This window comes from Marilutibacter chinensis (assembly GCF_021725675.1).
Classification (GTDB): Bacteria; Pseudomonadota; Gammaproteobacteria; order Xanthomonadales; family Xanthomonadaceae; genus Marilutibacter; species Marilutibacter chinensis.
In genome coordinates this window covers 435455-451752 of sequence record NZ_JAKJPO010000001.1, presented here as the reverse complement: position 1 = coordinate 451752, position 16298 = coordinate 435455, and the positions used below count along the sequence as shown (strand labels likewise).

Below are 16298 nucleotides of genomic sequence, written 5' to 3'. Positions count from 1 at the left end.
GGTAGAGTCCCGGGAAGCGTCTGCGTCGTGCTAGATTGCGCTCGCGTGAATGCCATACGACTGCAATTTCCCAATCGCGAACGCAGCGACCTGCCGCTGGGGCCGGGCGTCCACGCGCTCGGCCGCGACGACGGCGGCCTGCCGGTCCTGGTCGACGACCCCGATCGCGGCATCATGCAGTTCTGCATCGATCGCCGGGGGATCTGGCTGCAATTGCGCGACGACGTGCGCGGCATCCACGTCAACGGCCGTCCGATCCGGCACATGGCGATGCTGCGGATGGGCGATGTCCTGCACGTGGACGGATACCAGGTTTCGCTGATCGGTCCCGAGCCGGCGCCGCCACCCGACGGCCAGCCCGGATCCACCGGGTCCTCCGGAGCGGCGATGGTGCTGCGCGGAGTCGGGGGCGCCCATCACGGCCGCGCGGTCGTGCTCGACCGGCCGTTGCTGGTCGGTCGCCAGCGCGCCTGCGAGATCAGGATCGACGAGCCCGGTTTCGCCGAGCGGCACGCCCGCCTCGAGCCGCACCCGGAAGGTGTGATCCTGCGCGATCTGGGCTCGCAGCACGGCAGTCGGGTCAACGGCTGGCCGGTACGGCACGCAATGCTGACGCCGGGATCGCAGGTGATGTTCGGCACCCAGCAGCGCTTCGTGGTCGAAGCCGCGACGATGCCGCAGCACCCGTCGCTGAGCCTGCCGGCCTTCGATCCGGAGCCGGCATCGTTGCGGCCGATGGAGAGCGTCCCGGCGGTCGCCCGCACCGCATTGCGGATTCCCTGGCTGCTGCTGGCCGCGTTGTTGCTGGCCGGAGCGCTCAGCCTGCTGCTGCTGTACGGCGTGCGCTGAGCGCCCTGCGGCCCAGCCGCCAGCCGAGCAGGATCGCCAGGATCGCCGCATACATCAGCGGCTCGCGGATGTCGGATTTCACCAGCCACCAGAAGTGCAGTACGGCCAGCACGGCGATCGGGTAGACGAGCTTGTGCAGACGGCCCCAGTTGCGGCCCAGGCGACGGATCGCCGCGGTGGTCGAGGTCGCCACCAGCGGGATCAGCAGCAGCCACGCGAGGAAGCCGACGGTGATGTACGGCCGCTTCACGATCTCCTCGAATATCTGGGTCCAGTAGCCGCGCAGGTCCAGCACCAGATAGGCGAGCAGGTGGAGGGTCGCGTAGGCGAATGCGTAGAGCCCCAGCATCCGCCGGAATCGCAGCAGCGACGCCTGGCCGGTCAACTGCCGCAGCGGGGTGACCGCCAGTGTGACCATCAGCAGGCGCAGCGCCCACAGGCCGAGGCGGTGTTCGATCTCGGCGACCGGGTCCGCGCCAAGGCCACCGCTGCCGGTCAGCCATTCCTCGCGGATCTGCCAGGCGAGGATCGCCGCGGGTGTCAGCGCCAGCGCGTGCACGAGCGTCTTGGCGGCGATCACCCAGCGAGGCGTGCGTGGACGGGCAGGCCTGCGCCGGGGACGGGCCGCGGAGGCCGCTCGACTCGGGTCGGTCATGCAGCGACGGCCCTAGAACCAGCGCCGCAGGTTCATGCCGGCGTACATGTCGGCGACCTGCTCGCCGTAACCGTTGAACAGCCGGGTGGGGATCCGCTCGGCGAACAGCTGGCTGCCGCTGCCGGCGATCCGGCGTTCGGTCTTCTGGCTCCAGCGGGGGTGGTCGACGTCGGGGTTCACGTTCGAGAAAAATCCGTACTCGCTCGGCTGCAGCGCGTTCCAGCTGCAGTGCGGACGATGCTTGACGAAGGTGATCGCGACGATCGACTTGATGCTCTTGAAGCCGTATTTCCATGGCACCACCAGCCGCAACGGCGCGCCGTTCTGCTGCGGCAACGGCTTGCCGTAGAGACCGGTGGCGAGCAGGGTCAGCGGATGCATGGCCTCGTCGATGCGCAGACCCTCGCGATACGGCCAGTCGATCGAGCGGTAACGGATGCCCGGCATCTGCTCGCGGTCGGCGAGGGTGGTGAAGGCGACGTACTTCGCATCCGAGTTCGGCTCGAAGCGCTTCAGCACGTCGGCCAGCGGCACGCCCAGCCACGGGATCACCATCGACCAGCCCTCGACGCAGCGCAGCCGGTAGATCCGTTCCTCCGGAGTCAGGCCCTTGAGCAGATCGTCGAGCGAGAGTCTGCCGGGCCTGGCGCATTCGCCGCCGACCGCGACCGTCCACGGCGAGGTGCGCAGGGTCTTCGGCGCGTTCGACGGATCGCCCTTGCCGGTGCCGAATTCGTAGAAGTTGTTGTAGGTGGTGACGTCCTCGTAGCGGGTCAGCGTCTCGTCGGTCTTGAAGCCCGACGCCGCCTCCTCGGCACTGATCACCGGCCCCGGCGGGGCTGGCGGGTCGGCTTCGGCGCAGCCGGACAGGCCAAGCGCCGGAAGCGCGGACAGCCCCGCGACCAGCCGCCGCCGCTGCAGGTAGACCTGCTCGTCGGTGACCTGTGACTCCGGGATTCTCAGGGCATTACGCAAAGTCATGACCGGCTCCGTCGCGTCCACGCACTCTATGCATGTACGTTTCCGGATACCAGAAGGTTACGCCCGCAACCGACGCCGTGCACGGTGTTGCGCTGCGGCATACTACGGAACCCGCTGCCGCGACCGGCGGTCCGCGGACCGGTTTTCCCGACTATCAATGCCCCCCCCACCCCGGAGTTCCCGATGACGCGTGCGTACAACTTCAGTGCCGGCCCGGCCACCCTGCCCGAAACCGTGTTGCAGCAGGCCCAGGCGGAAATGCTCGATTGGCATGGTGCGGGGGCGTCGATCGTCGAGCTGAGCCACCGGGGTCCGGAGTTCCTGCAGGTCGCCCAGGAAGCCGAGGCCGACCTGCGCACGCTGATGGCGATCCCGGACGACTATGCGGTGCTGTTCCTGCAGGGCGGCGCGACCGCCCAGCAGGCGCTGATCCCGCTGAACTTCGCCGTGCCCGGGCAGAAGGCCGACTACGTGCTGACCGGGCACTGGGGCAAGACCGCGATCAAGCAGGCCCGGCCCTACGTCGACGTGAACATCGCCGCCAGCAGCGAGAACGGCGGCTTCCGCGGCATCCCGGCGCGCGCCGACTGGCGGCTGTCCGACGACGCGGCCTACGTCCACGTGACCGCCAACGAGACCATCCACGGCGTCGAGTTCCGTGATACCCACGACGTCGGCGATGTGCCGCTGGTGGCCGATTTCAGCTCCAGCATCGTGTCCGAGCCGCTGGACGTGTCGAAATATGCAGTGATCTACGCCGGCGCACAGAAGAATCTCGGGCCGGTCGGCGTCAGCGTCGTGATCATCCGTCGCGATCTGCTGGAGCGGGCCGGCCAGCCGCGCGCGGACATCTTCACCTATGCCTCGCACGTGGCGAAGGAGTCGATGCTGAACACCCCGCCGACCTGGAACTGGTACCTCGCCGGGCTGGTATTCAAGTGGATGCTCGCGCAGGGCGGGGTCGAGGAGTTCGCGCGCCGCAACGCGCGCAAGTCGGCGCTGCTGTACCAGGTGATCGACAATTCCGGCGGCTTCTACCGCAACGAGGTCGAGCCGGCGGTGCGCTCGCGGATGAACGTGCCGTTCTTCCTGAAGGACGAGGCGCTGAACAAGCCGTTCCTCGACGAGGCCAAGACTGCCGGCCTGATCTCGCTGAAGGGACACCGGGCGCTCGGGGGCATGCGCGCATCGATCTACAACGCTATGCCGGAAGAGGGCGTGCAGGCACTGGCCTCCTTCATGCGCGATTTCCAGCAGCGGCATGGGTGAGCAGCCGTGTGCAACAGGCGCCGGAGTTGTGCCATGGACGGCGGCTTCCATCCGGAGCCGTTGGCATACAGGTCATACGCAGGATGTAGTCCCGGCAGGCGGCACGCACCCGCGGACGCCTCAATCGAGAGTCAGGCAATCAGATGACGAGCAAGTCCCGTAAACCCGCGAAGTCCGTCCAGCCGGACAAGCCCCGGCCGGAAGTCGCGAAGAAGTCCGGAACAAAAAGGGCCGCCGCCAGGAAAGCCCCGGCAAGGCAGGCGGTTGCGAAGCCGGCCGCTGGCGTGCCGGCCGTCAAGGCCAGGCCGGACCTGGCCGAGCTGCGCGTCCGCATCGATGGCATCGACCGCAGCATCCAGGCGCTGATCGCCGAGCGTGCGCAGTTCGCCGGCCAGGTCGGCCAGGCCAAGGGCAAGCTGGCGGCGGCGGTCGACTATTACCGGCCCGAGCGCGAGGCGCAGGTGCTGCGCCGGGTGGTCGACCGCAACGACGGGCCGCTCAACGACGACGTGCTGGTGCGGGTGTTCCGCGAGATCATGTCCGCCTGCCTGGCCCAGCAGGAGCCGTTGAAGATCGGTTTCCTCGGCCCGGAGGGCACGCACTCCCAGCAGGCGGTCTACAAGCACTTCGGCCACTCGATCCATGGCCTGCCGCTGGCGAGCATCGAGGAGGTGTTCCAGGAGGTCGAGTCCGGCGCCGCCGATTTCGGCGTGGTCCCGGTGGAGAACTCCACCCAGGGCACGATCCAGTCCACGCTCGACATGTTCCTGACCTCGAACGTGAAGATCTGCGGCGAGGTCGAGCTCCGCGTCCACCAGCACCTGCTCTCGCGCGGCGGCCGGCTGGAGGACATCGAGCGGGTCTACTCGCACCCGCAGTCGTTCGCCCAGTGCAAGGCCTGGCTGCGCCAATATCTGCCGCAGGCGGAGAAGATTCCGGTCAGCAGCAATGCCGAAGCCGCCCGTCGCGCCCGCAATGCCGACGACGCGGCGGCGATCGCCGGCATCAGTGCCGGCACCGTGTATGGCCTGAAGAACGTCGCCGGACCGATCGAGGACCGCCCAGACAACACCACCCGCTTCCTGGTGCTCGGTCGCGAACTGTTTCCGACCTCGGGCAACGACCGTACCTCGCTGCTGGTGTTCATCAAGGACCAGCCGGGCGCGCTGTTCAACATCCTCGCGCCGTTCGCCCGGCATGGTCTGAGCATGAACCGGATCGAGTCGCGCCCCGGCCATACCGGGCTCTGGCAATACGCGTTCTTCATCGATGTCGCCGGCCACGTCGAGGAGGAGGGCATGCGCCGTTCGCTGGATGAAATGGCCGACTTCGTCGAGGAAGTGAAGGTCCTGGGGTCCTATCCGGTCGCGATCGCATGAACGCGATGACCGACGAGGCGGCCGCCGGCACCGTTGCCGCTCTGGACGAAGCCTGGTTCGCGGCGCGGGCCACACCGGGCGTGCGCGGCCTGAAGGCCTACGATCCCGGCCACGACCTGGTCGCGTTCCGGCGCCGGTTCGCCGGACGTGCCGGCGACGCGGCATTGGTGGAGCTGGGTTCGAACGAGAACCCCTATGGCCCGTCCGACGCCGCTCGCGCCGCGATTCTCGACAACCTGCATGCGATCCACCGCTACCCGGACCCGCTCGGCGGCGATCTCAAGCGCGCGCTGTCGGCGAAGCACGGGGTCGCGAGCGAACGGATCCTGCTCGGCAATGGCTCCCACGAGCTGTTGATGCAGCTGGGACAGGTGTTTGCCGGCCCGGGACTGGACGTGGCGGCCCCTGAGGTGGTTTTCGCCCGGCACGCATTCGCGGTATTCGCGCTGGCGACCCAGGCTGCCGGTGCGCGCATGCGCGTCGCCGAGCCGCTGCCGCGCGACGCGACGATGCCGCTGGGACACGATCTCGATGCGCTGCTCGCGGCGATCACCACGGACACGCGCCTGCTCTACGTCGCCAATCCGAACAACCCGACCGGCACCTGGTTCGGAGCCGACGCCCTGGCGGCGTTCATCGCCCGGGTGCCGCGCGAGGTGATCGTCGTCGTCGACGAGGCCTACGCCGAGATGGCCGACGCGCCGGACTATGCGAGCGCGCTGGGCCTGCTCGACGCGTATCCGAACGTGGTGGTCACCCGCACCTTCAGCAAGGCCTACGGGCTCGCGGGCCTTCGCACCGGCTACCTGATCGGGGCGCCGGGCCTGGTCGCGGTGATGGAACGCCTGCGCGAGAGCTTCAACGTCAACGGCCTGGCGCTGGCCGCCTGCGAGGCCGCGCTGCGCGACGAGGCGCATCTGCGTTCGGCCTGTGCGCGCAACGCCGGGCAGCGCACCGCGCTCTCGGAGTCGTTGCGCGCACGCGGGCTGGAGGTGTTCCCGTCGCAGACCAACTTCGTGCTGGTCGGCTTCGGCCGCGATGCCGCGCCGATCGAGCGGGCGCTGACCGAACGCGGCGTGATCCTGCGACCGATGGGCGGCTACGGCCTGCCGGACTGCCTGCGCATCAGTGTCGGCAATCCCGACGAGAACCGGCGCCTGCTGGCCGCGCTGGACGAATGCCTTTGACCGCAGCCATGCGCGTCGTGTGGGCGGCGAGGAATCCGGACGCGGCCGGGCATCCCCGGCAGGCCGCGCCGCGAATCCAGCCATCGCGGCCTGGGCGCGGCATTCATGCCGCTTCCAGCCGAATTGAACTGATATCAGGCCACGTCCCGGACAGTGCGCGGGCAGGCGGGGCGCAGCCCGCCAAGGCCGCTTCCCCGCAGCGCCCGGGATAACGAATCGATACCTATGAGCGAACAAGTCAACGCCTCCTGGATTGCCAGTCCCGACCGGCCCTTGCGCGGCGAGTTGCGCGTGCCGGGCGACAAGTCGGTCTCGCATCGGGCGGTGATGCTCGGTGCCTTGGCCGAGGGGACGAGCCGGGTGCACGGCTTCCTGGAGGGCGAGGACACGCGGGCGACCGCGAGGGCGTTCGAGGCGATGGGCGTGCGCATCGACACTCCGAATGCGAGCGAGCGGATCGTCCATGGAGTCGGCCTGCATGGCCTGCGAGCGCCGGGCATCGAACTGGACTGCGGCAATGCCGGCACCGGGATGAGGCTGCTGTCGGGCCTGCTCGCGGGGCAGTCCTTCGATTCGGAGCTGATCGGCGACGCTTCGTTGTCGCGACGGCCGATGCGGCGGGTGATCGATCCGCTGTCGATGATGGGCGCGCGCATCGAGGCCGGACCGGGCGGGTTGCCCCCATTGAGAATCCACGGCAATAACCCGTTGCAAGGCATTGAATATAAAACGCCAATAGCCAGCGCGCAGGTCAAATCGGCGGTGCTGCTGGCGGGTCTCTATGCCCGCGGCGAGACCGCTGTGCTCGAACCGCATCCGACCCGCGACTACACCGAGCGGATGCTGGCGGCATTCGGCTGGCCGATCGAGTTCGCGCCCGGCCGGGCCCGCCTGAGCGGCGGCCACGTGCTGCGCGCGGGCGAGGTCGAGGTGCCGGCGGATTTCTCGTCGGCGGCCTTCTTCCTGGTTGCCGCGAGCCTTGTCCCCGGCTCCGAGCTGCGTCTGCAGGCGGTCGGAATGAACCCGCGTCGCACCGGGCTGCTGGCCGCGTTGCGGCTGATGGGGGCCGACATCCGCGAGGAGCCGGCGTCAGGAGGCAGACACGGCGGCGGGGCGGGTGGCGAACCCGTGGCCGACCTGGTCGTGCGTCACGCGCCGCTGCACGGCATCGAGGTGCCCGAGGCGCTGGTGCCGGACATGATCGACGAGTTCCCTGCGCTGTTCGTGGCCGCGGCCTGCGCGCGGGGCCGGACCGTGGTCCGCGGTGCCGCCGAACTGCGGGTCAAGGAGTCCGACCGCATCGCGACGATGGCGGCCGGGCTGAAGGCCCTGGGCGTCGAGATCGGCGAAACCCCCGACGGCGCGGTCATCGAGGGCGGGCGCATCGGCGGCGGTCGCGTGGACAGCCACGGCGATCACCGCATCGCGATGAGTTTCGCGGTCGCCGCGCAACTGGCCGGCGACGAGGTGATCGTCGATGACGTCGCCAACGTCTCGACTTCGTTTCCGGGTTTCGTCGAGTTGGCGAGCGCGATCGGGATGGGGCTGCAGGCGGGCTGAGGTGCCGATCCAGCCGGTGCGGGCGCTCAGCCGGCCGGCTCGAAGTCGATCGGAACCTCGATTGTGTCGGCAACCGGCTTGCCGTCTTCGAGCGCCGGTTCGAACTGCCAGCGGCTCACCGTATCGCGCGCGGCATCGTCGAGGATGGTCGAACCGCTGCTGGTGGCCACGCGGACTCCGGTCGCCTGGCCGCGGGGGTCGACGACCACCTCCAGGACGACCTTGCCGCTTTCGCCACGCTTGATCGCCTCGATCGGGAACGGCGGCGGTACCGCCGAACCGACCACCGGAAACGCGCGGCGGCTGCGCACGGCGGCGGCCCCGTCGACGACGGAGGCGGGGGCCAGCGAGCTGCCGTCCACCTCGGTGGCATCGATCGGGCCGATGGTGATGCCGTCGCCGGCCGCGGCCGGCGTGTCGCCGCGCTTCGTCAACCAGACCGCGAGCGCCAGCAGCAGCGCGGCGATGGCCAGACCGGCCAGGAGCAGGCGGGACGATGAATTCGTTCGGCTCATTGCTTGGATTCCTCTGGCCGGATCGGGCGGCGGATCCGCGGATGTTAGCCTGCATGCATTCCGTTGTGAGGTCCCGACCCGCGGCGGATGCGCGGGGAGGGCGCGGCGGGCCGCGGAATGGATCACGAATCGCCCCGGAGCCGGAACGAGCGACCGTCGGGCCGTCCAGGTCGCCGCGCTCCCGTCGGCACGCGCGGACCCGTGAGGCGGACGGAATCCAGTCGATCCGCTGCTCAACCCGCGGTTGAGGCGTCCAGCGACAGCGCCATCGGCAGGAAGCGCAGACCGTCCTCCTCGTGCAGCGATTCGCTCGCTGTGAAACCCAGCGCGCGGTAGAAGGCGACCGCTCCCGGTGCGGCGTTGACGGTGACCCTGGTCGCCGCGATCGCCCCTAGCTGCGACAACGCCCGTTGCCACAATGCCGTCGCGATGCCGCGGCGTTGCCGGTCCTCGCGCACGAACAGGTGATAGAGATGGGTGGTGTCGCGCATCAGGATCAGCCCGCAGGCGCCACTACTGTCTTCGGCGAGCCAGCCGTGGAAGTGCGGCGAAGCCAGCCGCTCCAGCGCGGCATCGGGCGACAGCGTCGCGAGCAGCCGGCGTGCGGATGCGCCGCCGGGATCGTCGAGGAAGCGGTGCGACAGCGACAGGACCAACTGGCTGACCGTGCCGGCATCGGCCGGCACGAGCGGGCGGATCCGGAACGTCGCGGCGACCGCTTCCGTCACGGGTGGAGCCTATTGCTTGAACTCGATCGGCACGTTGACCTCCGCCTCGACCGGCTGGCCGTCGCGCATCGCCGGCTGGAAGCGCCAGCGGCGAACGGCCTCTTCGGCGGCACGGTCCAGACGGCGCGAGCCGCTGCTGCGGGCGACGTCGGTGCGGCGCGGCCGCCCATCCAGCCCGATCGTCGCACGGACCAGCACGGTGCCGGTTTCGCCGCGCCGCAGCGAGGCGGCCGGGTAGCGCGGAGCCGGAGTCTCGCCGGCCAGCGGCATCGGATCTGAGGTCGCGGCGGTGGGCACGCCCGCGGGAGGCGTGGACTCCGGAGCCGGGGTCGGTGCGGCCGGTCCCGGTGGCGGGGGCGGCGGCGCGGTCTCGACCAGACGCGGACGCTCGCCGTTGTCGCCGACCGGCGCCGGCGTGTCGCCCATTCCGCTGGCGCCTTCGTCATCGGCGGGCAGGGGAGCAGGCAGCGGGGTGTACTGCGGCGTCGTCGCGATCGGCGGCGCCTCGTCGTCGCCTGCCCGGTAGAAGTCGTCGTCGCGCCCGCCCAGCAGGACCAGCGCGAACAGGAGCAGGCCGAGCACGAACGCGGCCGCGACGGCCCACAGCAGCATCCGCCGCGATGGCAGCCAGGCGGCCAGGTCGAAGCGGCGGGAGTTCGTAGCGGGCGGCCCGGAGGAGGATTGCGACGGAGAGGTCATGGACGGCGATGCGGAAGCGGAAGCGGGAAAGGCGCCGGGAAGCGGATCGGGCAAGCGGGCCGATCGGCACGCCGACCTGCGCCTGTCCGCATTCTTGCACGCCCGGCGATGAACCTGCCGGCAATGCATCGATCGGGCTTCCCGGCGTCTGCGCGGGCGTCGGGGCCGCGACAGCCGACGCCTTAGCGGCGATAATCACCGGCCCATTCGTCCACACGCCACGCGCGCCACGACCCGATGCTCGATCCCAGCCTGCTGCGCCAGCACCCCGCCGACCTTGCCGCCCGCCTGCGCGAGATGCGCGGCTACGAGCTCGATGCCGGCGCGCTGGCCTCGCTGGAGGCCGAGCGCAAGCAGGTCCAGGTGCGTACGCAGGAGCTGCAGAACCTGCGCAATACCCGCTCCAAGGCGATCGGCCAGGCCAAGGCCAAGGGCGAGGACATCGCGCCGCTGCTGGCCGAGGTCGCCGGCTTCGGCGACGAATTGAAGGCCTGCGAAGAGCAGCTGGAGGGCATCAAGGCGCGTCTGGATGCGATCACCCTCGGCATCCCGAACCTGCCGCACGACAGCGTGCCGGCCGGCGCCGACGAGACCGCCAATGTCGAGCAGCATCGCTGGGGCACGCCGCGCGCGTTCGATTTCGAGGTTCGCGACCATGTCGAGCTCGGCGCCCGCCACGGCTGGCTCGACGGCGACACCGCCGCCAAGCTGTCCGGCGCGCGCTTCACAGTACTGCGCGGCCAGCTCGCGCGCCTGCACCGGGCGTTGGCGCAGTTCATGCTCGACCTGCATACCGGCGAACATGGCTTCGAGGAGACCAATGTTCCGCTGATCGTCAATGCCGAGAGCCTGTACGGTACCGGCCAATTGCCGAAGTTCGAGGAGGACATGTTCGCCACCGAACTGGGCGAGCAGAAGCGCTACCTGATCTCGACCTCGGAGATTTCCCTGACCAACATCGTGCGCGACGAGATCGTCGAGGCCGACCGCCTGCCGCTGCGGATGACCGCACACTCGCTGTGCTTCCGTTCCGAAGCCGGCAGCCACGGCCGCGATACCCGCGGCATGATCCGCCAGCACCAGTTCGAGAAGGTCGAGCTGGTCAGCATCGCCCGGCCCGAGGAGAGTTACGCCGAGCACGAGGCGATGACCCGGGCCGCCGAGGTGGTGCTGGAGAAGCTCGGCCTGCCGTACCGCCGCATGCTGTTGTGCAGCGGCGACATGGGCTTCTCTGCGGCCAAGACCTACGACCTGGAAGTCTGGCTGCCGTCGCAGCAGGCCTGGCGCGAGATCTCCTCGGTCTCCAACTGCGAGGCCTTCCAGGCGCGCCGGATGCAGGCGCGCTGGCGCAACCCGGAAACCGGCAAGCCCGAGCTGGTGCATACCCTGAACGGTTCCGGCGTCGCGGTCGGCCGTGCGCTGATCGCGGTGATGGAGAACTACCAGGACGCCGACGGCTCGATCATGGTGCCGGAAGTGCTGCGGCCATACATGGGCGGCCTGGAGCGGATCGCCTGAGCCTGCCGTGGGGCACTCCAACGAAAGCCTCATTGCGGCTCACGCCGCTCCTGCGAGGAAGGCGATTCCGGAAAGCGAAATCAAGCGTCATCCGCGGCTGAATCGTCTTGCGAACGGCATCCGGTTTCCGTAGGAGCGGCGTGAGCCGCGAGTCGGGGAAACGACTGCGCCCGGACGTCACGTCCGGGCGCATCGGTGCTCAGAACAGGTCGCCGCTCGGCCACGCCGATACGCCGGCGATGATCTCCTTCATCATCGCGTCGATGTTCTCGACCTCGCCGTTGTCGGAGTTCGCGTTCACCGCGTAACCGATGCCGTCGTTGCGACGGATGTAGACCGACTGGGTGCCGCTCATCTCGCCATAGTGCCCGTAGGAGGTGCCCAGCACGGTCTCGTGGCGCATGAAGCGCAGCAGGTCGATCGGCGTCGCGATCCAGCCGCCATGCGAGTCGAAGCGCTGCGGCTTGACGCTGGAGTAGGCGCCGGGGCCGTAGTACCTGACCTCGTTGGACTTGCGGTCGGCGAGCTTGTCGCCGCCGATCACGATGCCGTTGGCGCCGGCCGGCTTCAGGACACGGTCGCGCACGTAGGCTTCGTAGCTCTTGCCGGTACGTGCCTCGATCACCCGCCCGAGCAGGCAGTAGCCGAAGTTGGAGTATCTCTGCTTGCTGGTGAACTCGGAGCCGGCGCCGGGCGCATAGCCGAGCGGGTAGTTCTTCAGCGCCCACTCGATCAGCCCCTGGTGGGTGGTGCCGGTGTAGTCGAACATCGGGTCGCTGCCCTTGCCGTCCTTGTCGATCCGCAGGAAGCCGCCGCGATGGCGCAGCAGGTGGTCGACGGTGATGTCCTCGATGTCGGGATTCTCCGGCGGTGTCGGGTACTGGGCACCGAGCACGCTATTGGCGCCAAACACCCGCGAACCCATCTCCAGCGAAGTGTCGTTGACCAGGTGCCGGATCGCGGCGGACGTCATCAGCTTGGTCACGCTGGCGATGCGGAAGCGATGTTTCGGTCCAACCGGCATCCCGGTCTCGGTCTCGGCCTGGCCGAACCCTGCCGCGTACACCAGGCGGCCGTCCTTGCTGACCGCGACCGACATGCCGGGGATGCCGTTGGCCTTCATGTAGGCCTGCACCTTGTCGTTGATCAGCTTCAGGTCCTGCGGCTTGAAAACCGTGTTCGTCCACAGGCCGTTGAAGCGGACGCCGCCGTTGGAGTTGAACGCTTCGACATACTGCGGCTCCCAGCTCTGGTAGGCGTGATTGTCGAACACGTGCTGGTAGTGGGCAGCGGGAATGCCATGCCGCGCCGACCACTGCGGGCCGGTGGTCTTGACCCAGATCGCGGCGTAGCGGTCGCTGTTGCCCTGACGGTAGCCGCTGACGACCTTGAGCCGGTAGCCCTGCGCGGCGAAGCCGTCGAAGGCCTGCTGGTAGCCGCTCGCGGTCAGTCCGTGGCGGGCGACCCAGGCCGGGCCGCCCTTCTCGAAGATCGCGGCGAAACGCGGCGAGCCTCCGAGGTCGAACGCGCTGACGTGGCTGAGCGCATAACCCTGCCGCACCGCCTCGTTCACGGCGGCCTGGTACTGGTCGGCGGTCAGTCCGTGGCGGGCCTTCCATGCCGGGCCGCTGCTCTTGTCCCAGATTGCGGCGTAGTAGGGCTTGCCGGCTACCGAGTAGCCATTGACATAGTTCAGCCGGTAGCCCTGGCCAAGCATCTGGTTGAAGGCGGCCTGGTACTGCTGCGGATCCAGGCCATGGCGTGCCGCCCAGGCCGGACCGGCCTGCCTGCGCCAGACCGCGGCATAGCGGGCGCCGCCGTTCTGGTCGTAGCCCGATACCGAGACCAGGCGATAGCCCTGGCTGGCGTAGTTCTGGAATGCCTGCTGGTACTGCGCGCCGGTCAGGCCATGGCGCGCGGCCCAGGCCGCCGCCGAGGCGCTGCCGCTGGCGGCCATCGCCAGGCCGGCCATCGCCAGCGAGACGAAGGCCAGGCGCAGGCGCCTGTCGATCCTCGCGGCCGCGACACGCCGGTCCGGGGCGATCGGTGGGTTGTGCGGTTTCATGATGCTCTCCTTGATCGTTGCACGACGGGCGCTTTGGCGGGTCGCCGCTGCCTTTCCCGACCGGTAAGTCGAAATGCCCGCGAGAACCCCGCCATCGCGTCGCAACGGCAGCGCGTCGCCGCGATGCCGGCGGCCTTCGACCGCGGGCCGGACCGGTCGGCGGATGCTCCAACCCGCGCGGGCAGGATCGATTGCCGCCGCCACGCTCCCGCGGGGGAGCGTGGCAGCGGTAGGGCCTAGAGATCGGACCACTCCGACTCGGCGAGCTCGAGCAGTTCCCCGGCCTGCCGGATCGCATCCAGTGCCTGGCTGCAGCTGGCATACGCACCGTCCCGCGAGCCGGTGGCCAGGTCGCCGCGGCAATCCAGCAGACGCTTCGCGCTCACCTGCAGGCTCCGCCCCGCGGTGTCCTCGACGTCGCGGATGTAGCGTTCGAAACCGTCCAGGTTGGTCCGGCGGCGCTCCTGCACGCGGGCATCGAGCTGGGCGACCAGTTCGGGCATGCGCTGCTGGATTTCGGCGAGCAGCGCGTCGGCGCGCCGGGTATCGCCACCCGGAAGGGCCTGCTTGAGGTCTTCGAGCATCAGCTCGACAACCCCCCACGAATGATTGTTGACCTTGTACCCCCAGCCACCGAGGCCGACGCAGCCGGGCAGGCAGGAGAGGTGCTTGCCGTCGGCGCCGATCCAGGTGCTGCCATAGTTGGAGTACAGCTCCAGGTAGTGCGTTCCGGACGGCGGCGTGTAGACCTGCCCGGACTGCTTCTGGAACACCAGGGTGTTGCCGTTCGGGCATCCAGGCTTGGGCACCCAGATCTCGACGGTCGAGTACAGATCTGCCGAGGAAATGGTGTTGCTGTACTGGCCGACCCAGCGGTAGTACGACGGCAGCGTCCAGCGCCGGCCGCAGGCGCTGTTGGGGATGCTCAGCTTGGTGCTGCCTGCGACGAGATCGCCGTACTGGTAGAAGCCGTTGCCGTCGTCGATGTACCAGGCCTTGTAGGAGGCGTCGGCATTGGCGGACAGCAGCAGGAGTCCGGCCGCGATCACGGCCGCGAGGGAAGTGCGAGGGAAGTGCATGCGGATTCTCCGATGTGGATGGATGCGGATCCGGCGCTGCAGCCGGTCGCATCGCAGTAGTCGCAATGCCGCGGCGAACCCCGCCACCGCGATCGCAGCGGGACCGGTTCGCGGCGCGAAGTCCCGGAGCCGGCGAGGGCTCTTCTTCCGTCGCCGGGAGTCGACGCCGTGTCCCGCACGCGGATGAAGAGTGAAAAAGGGCCCGCGATGCGGGCCCTTCGGCAGCCACGGTCGAGCGGCCGAAACCCGGCCGCCGACCGTGGCGTTCGCCGATTGCGATGACGGACGCCTACTTGCGCCAGATCGCCGCGTAACGCGCGGAATTGCCGACCGCGTACCCCGTCACGTCGCGGGTCAGGTAGCCGGCCTGGGTCGTGCTTTCCCACTCGTTCTGGTACTGGCTGCCGGTCAGGCCGTGGCGGGCCCTGTAGGTAGCGCTCGCCTTCGAACTCCAGATCGCCGAGAAATACGGCTGTCCGCCATGCACGTAGGCATTGACATAAACCAGCCGGCGTCCGGCCTGGGCATTGGCGTCGAATGCCTGCTGGTACTGCGTCGCGCTCAGTTGCGACTTCGCCTGCCAGCTGCCGATGTCGGCCTTTTCGTACAGCGCGGCGTAGCGGCGTTCGCCGCCGACGGATGCCACCGAGACATTGCGCGGCCGGTAGCCGGCCTGGCTGAGTGCATCCATCCGGGCCTGGTGGGCGCCGGCCCCGAGGCCGTGGTAGGCCGAGTAGGCCGGCCCGGGCTGTTTGCGGAAGATCACCGCGTAGCGCACGCCGGACGAGCCGGCGTAGCTCTCGACCTGGTAGGGACGATAGCCCTGGCCGGTGTACTGGTCGAACCGCTGCTGGTACTGGCTGCCGCTGAGTCCATGGAAGGCGGCCCAGGCACCGCTCCCGGGCCGGAAGATCGCGTTGTAGTAGACGTTGCCGTTGACGTCGAAGCCATCGATCCATTCCAGCATGTAGCCGGCGGCGACCGCCTGGTCGAACAGGCACTGGTAGTCGCGGGCCGGAACGCCGTGGCGGGCGACTTCCTTGGCGCCGGGCGCGATCACGCCGGGCACCCTGCGCGCGGTGTAGCTGCGGCCGGCCGCGAACACGCCGTTGTCGACCCCGCACACCCGGGCGATGCGGTTGCGCTTGCTGCCGGCATTGTCCCTGAGGAAGCCGCCTACGATGGTGATCGGATCGGTCGCGCGTGGTAGCGCGACCTCGAAGTGCAGATGATCGCCGCCAGCGCAGCCGACGTCGCCCTCGTCGCCGAGGTAGGTGCCCGCGCGGACGAAGTCGCCGACCTCGAGCCCGGCCTTGCCGGTGGTCGAGTTGCGCTGCATGTGGCTGTACTTGCTCCATTCGCCGTTGGCGTGCTCGATCCAGACGTAGTTGTTCTTCTTCTCGCTGGCGGCGAGGCCGTCGCAGTCCAGGCGCTGGCTGAAGCGGTCCTCGATGTAGCGGACGTGGCCGTCGGCCGCGGCGACAATGCGATGGCTGCCGCCGCCCTGGCCGCCGATGTCGTAGCGTCCCTTGGGCGTGTGGGTGTTGTGATCGCGGCTGACCCTGATCCGGGTATCGTCGGCGTAGGGGATGCGGTAGACGCCTTTCGACCGCTCCATGGGGATAGTCGCGAGGGCGGTCGGGGCCCGGGTCTGCGCAGCGGCGACCGAAGGGACGGCCCCCAGCAGCACGCAGGCGCCGAGCCACAGGCCATGGCGATGGAGAATTCGGATGTTCATGATCCTGCTCCGGTATGGACGGGGGCGGAGCGGCTACAGGTGCATCGCCGCCCGCAGCCGGGTAGTCGCGGCCGGA

General features: G+C 69.1%; 14 protein-coding genes. 6 read left to right on the top strand and 8 right to left on the bottom strand.

The annotated features are described in order from the left end of the window. Positions 1-45: 45 nt before the first annotated feature. Positions 46-849, top strand: a complete 804-nt coding sequence (locus tag L3V18_RS01980) for an FHA domain-containing protein (protein ID WP_237052926.1) — start codon at positions 46-48, stop codon at positions 847-849. On the opposite strand, the gene msrQ is transcribed toward L3V18_RS01980, so the two are convergent. Together msrQ and msrP are read right to left on the bottom strand one after the other, a co-directional pair. Then, positions 818-1429 carry a protein-methionine-sulfoxide reductase heme-binding subunit MsrQ gene (gene msrQ, locus L3V18_RS01975; protein ID WP_237052925.1) on the bottom strand — a complete coding sequence of 204 codons (612 nt, stop codon included), beginning with the start codon at positions 1427-1429 and terminating at the stop codon, positions 818-820. The genes L3V18_RS01980 and msrQ overlap by 32 nt on opposite strands. An 87-nt stretch (positions 1430-1516) precedes the next feature. Then, entirely contained in the window at positions 1517-2485 is a 969-nt protein-coding gene (msrP, locus tag L3V18_RS01970) for a protein-methionine-sulfoxide reductase catalytic subunit MsrP (RefSeq protein ID WP_237052924.1), read from the bottom strand. A 183-nt stretch (positions 2486-2668) separates the two neighbouring features. Here msrP and serC point away from each other — a divergent pair, with 183 nt between their 5' ends. The 4 genes from serC to aroA all read left to right on the top strand — a co-directional run bounded on the left by serC (position 2669) and on the right by aroA (position 7880). After that, positions 2669-3754 carry a 3-phosphoserine/phosphohydroxythreonine transaminase gene (gene serC / locus L3V18_RS01965; RefSeq protein WP_237052923.1) on the top strand — a complete coding sequence of 362 codons (1086 nt, stop codon included), beginning with the start codon at positions 2669-2671 and terminating at the stop codon, positions 3752-3754. Positions 3755-3897: 143 nt separating this feature from the next. Continuing rightward, positions 3898-5133, top strand: a complete 1236-nt coding sequence (gene pheA, locus L3V18_RS01960; RefSeq protein ID WP_237052922.1) for a prephenate dehydratase — start codon at positions 3898-3900, stop codon at positions 5131-5133. Further along, on the top strand, positions 5130-6320 hold the full coding sequence (gene hisC, locus L3V18_RS01955) for a histidinol-phosphate transaminase (RefSeq protein WP_237052921.1): 1191 nt from the start codon (positions 5130-5132) through the stop codon (positions 6318-6320). The genes pheA and hisC overlap by 4 nt, the downstream gene beginning before the upstream one ends. Positions 6321-6545: 225 nt before the next feature. Continuing rightward, on the top strand, positions 6546-7880 hold the full coding sequence (gene aroA, locus L3V18_RS01950; RefSeq protein WP_237052920.1) for a 3-phosphoshikimate 1-carboxyvinyltransferase: 1335 nt from the start codon (positions 6546-6548) through the stop codon (positions 7878-7880). Positions 7881-7906: 26 nt separating this feature from the next. On the opposite strand, the gene L3V18_RS01945 is transcribed toward aroA, so the two are convergent. The 3 genes from L3V18_RS01945 to L3V18_RS01935 form a co-directional block, all read right to left on the bottom strand. Continuing rightward, on the bottom strand, positions 7907-8395 hold the full coding sequence (locus L3V18_RS01945; protein ID WP_237052919.1) for an energy transducer TonB: 489 nt from the start codon (positions 8393-8395) through the stop codon (positions 7907-7909). Positions 8396-8628: 233 nt separating this feature from the next. Beyond that, positions 8629-9123 (bottom strand): GNAT family N-acetyltransferase, encoded by a 495-nt coding sequence (locus tag L3V18_RS01940; protein ID WP_237052918.1) that lies wholly within the window; start codon positions 9121-9123, stop codon positions 8629-8631. 9 nt (positions 9124-9132) lie between these two features. Further along, the gene (locus L3V18_RS01935; RefSeq protein ID WP_425493467.1) at positions 9133-9735 is read right to left on the bottom strand and encodes an energy transducer TonB; all 603 of its coding nucleotides are present in this window, start codon (positions 9733-9735) and stop codon (positions 9133-9135) included. Between the two features lie 324 nt (positions 9736-10059). Here L3V18_RS01935 and serS point away from each other — a divergent pair, with 324 nt between their 5' ends. Further along, positions 10060-11340, top strand: coding sequence for a serine--tRNA ligase (gene serS / locus L3V18_RS01930; protein WP_237052916.1), 1281 nt, complete (start codon positions 10060-10062; stop codon positions 11338-11340). 199 nt (positions 11341-11539) lie between these two features. On the opposite strand, the gene L3V18_RS01925 is transcribed toward serS, so the two are convergent. The 3 genes from L3V18_RS01925 to L3V18_RS01915 all read right to left on the bottom strand — a co-directional run bounded on the left by L3V18_RS01925 (position 11540) and on the right by L3V18_RS01915 (position 16222). Then, on the bottom strand, positions 11540-13405 hold the full coding sequence (locus L3V18_RS01925) for a serine hydrolase (RefSeq protein ID WP_237052915.1): 1866 nt from the start codon (positions 13403-13405) through the stop codon (positions 11540-11542). Between the two features lie 236 nt (positions 13406-13641). Further along, positions 13642-14484 (bottom strand): hypothetical protein, encoded by an 843-nt coding sequence (locus L3V18_RS01920; protein ID WP_237052914.1) that lies wholly within the window; start codon positions 14482-14484, stop codon positions 13642-13644. A 289-nt stretch (positions 14485-14773) separates the two neighbouring features. Then, positions 14774-16222 carry a peptidoglycan DD-metalloendopeptidase family protein gene (locus L3V18_RS01915; protein WP_237052913.1) on the bottom strand — a complete coding sequence of 483 codons (1449 nt, stop codon included), beginning with the start codon at positions 16220-16222 and terminating at the stop codon, positions 14774-14776. Between the last annotated feature and the right edge of the window lie 76 nt (positions 16223-16298).